The sequence below is a fragment of the Gammaproteobacteria bacterium genome (assembly GCA_003696665.1).
Lineage (GTDB): Bacteria > Pseudomonadota > Gammaproteobacteria > Enterobacterales.
In genome coordinates this window covers 1-2,229 of sequence record RFGJ01000479.1, presented here as the reverse complement: position 1 = coordinate 2,229, position 2,229 = coordinate 1, and the positions used below count along the sequence as shown (strand labels likewise).

At 49.6% G+C, this 2,229-nt stretch carries 1 rRNA gene; it reads left to right on the top strand.

Going from position 1 to position 2,229, the window contains the following annotated elements:
* Positions 1 to 353: 353 nt before the first annotated feature.
* A 23S ribosomal RNA gene (locus D6694_11680) occupies positions 354 to 2,229 on the top strand; the annotation flags it as partial.

Here is a 2,229-nt window from a genome sequence, read left to right as displayed (position 1 = left end):
TTTGCAAGGGACGACGTGTGAAAGCGCGTGAAATCACTCGGATAAGATGCGAAAGGCGTTGATCTATGCGTGGCCAAACTGAAGCCGTGGGAAACTGCGGTGGAGGGTTGAAGGGGTATTGATATACAACTCATTCCTCTGAGCTGCGTATAGTGGTTAAAGGCCAATCGAAGCGCCTGATAGCACATTCCGGTAGAAGTGGAGCCGCAGTCCAGCGTGGCACGAGTATGAACCGTTGGTAGAGTACAGACAGTGTCGGAATGGGGAGTGAAATCCTCGCCGCACCATCTAACTCCGAATGACGGTTCTACGTAGACTGCCGCAGTTGGGTGTGTCGCCGTAAGGGTGGCAACCGAGAAGCGAATAAGCTAGACTTGGGTTAAGGGCCCTAAATGTTGATTAAGTGTAAAAAGCGAAGGACGTCGTATCGCTAAGACAATGAGGTGGTAGGCTTAGAAGCAGCAATCCACTAACAAAAGCGTAACAGCTTACTCATCGAGCGGTACGGCTCTGAAAATGGACGGGGCTAAAATCAACTCCCGATACCCAAGGGCACCGTTTAGAACGGTGATCCGGTATACCGGCGTTTGGCGAGGGTAGAAGCAGGTTGGAAATGACCTGTGGACCTCGTTGAAGTGCAGATCCTGGTAGTAGTAGGCAGATATATGGGTGAGAACCCCATAGGTCGAAAAGGCTAGGGTTCCTGGACAATGTCCATCAGTCCAGGGTCAGTCGATCCTAAGAAAGACCTTAGTATGGCTCTTTCAAAAGGGAAACAGGTTTAATATTCCTGTACCGCGTGTGAAGTCGGCAACGATATCGACAGATCAGACGGTTGTGGATAGGTGGTCTTAGTTTCCATAGCTAAGTTAAGTGTATATGTCCGACGAGTAGTGTTGCACTGAGACTCGGATGAAATCACGAATAGGCGGAATATATTAATTCGCTACCATCGATTTCCAAAACCCCATGAAAATGATCTGTCGTTGTAGCACGCGATCGTACCAAAAACCGACACGGGTGTCCTTAGGCTTAGAAGGCTAAGACCTCTTGGAGTAATCTAGGCAAGGGAATTCGGCAAAATAGATGGGTAACTACGGGATAACCATTGCCTTTAGCTGTCACAAGCGGCCGAAGGTGTCACTAACAAAGGGAACCCGACTGTTTAACAAAAACATAGCAAACTGCTAGGGCGAAAGCCTGTGTATAGTTTGTGTATCCTGCTCAGTGCCCGTAAGTCAAATCCCCGTACAAGGGGGCTAAGCTCGGGTTAACAGCGGGAGTAACCATGACTCTCTTAAGGTAGGCAAATGCCTTGTCGGATAATTACCGACGTCCATGAAGGGACCAACGAGGTTCCCACTGTCCCTGCCTAGAATCCAGTGAACCTGCGATCCGGCGAACAGACCGGATAGCCCAGTTGGGAAGAGAAGACCCTGAGAGCTTTACTACAGCTTCCAGCTGTTCATTTGGCGACCATACAGAGCGTAGTCAGGAGCGTCGAACCAAGGTCTCCGGGCCTTGGGGATGCGACCATGGAACACTGACTATGGTCGTTGAATGGACTTACCCGTTGCGACGGGGACACCTGGTGGTGGGTAGTTTTGCTGGGGCGGCAAACCTCCGATAAGAAAACAGAGGTGCCCAAAGGTCAGCTCAGGAGGGACAGAAATCCTCCGTAGAGTGCAAGGGCATAAGCTGGCTTTACCGTGAACGTACCAATAGCGTTCGCTGTTACGAAAGTAGGGCCTAGCGATCCATCCGATTGTCCTTAGTAGACGCGGGTGGTGACAGAAAAGTTACCTCAGGGGTAACAGAGTTGTCGTGCGTTAGAGTTCCCTATCGCTAAGGAATTCTAAACTTATAATTCAAATTACCTCCACCAGTGCACAGCTGCAGTAAACGGTTTCACAACCATTTAAAGGTCTTCTATCATCCTCACATTTTTAATAGACGCAAGTCGATGATTTAAAAATTGGCTGAACTCAGAAGTCCTTTAAACCCGAAAGCCGATCAATGCTGTGTACTTCTCAGCTTCTGATTGTAGAGCTGCAACGGTAGGCGATGAACACATCGACCGCACGGCTTGCTTCCTCGATGTCGGCTCTTCCTCGTTTGGTGTTGCACAAGGCACCAGGAATAGGGTTGTTCGCCCGTTAAAAGGGAACGTGAGCTGGGTTCAGACCGTTGTGAGACAGGTTGGTTTCTATCTAACTGGGCTGTTGGGTA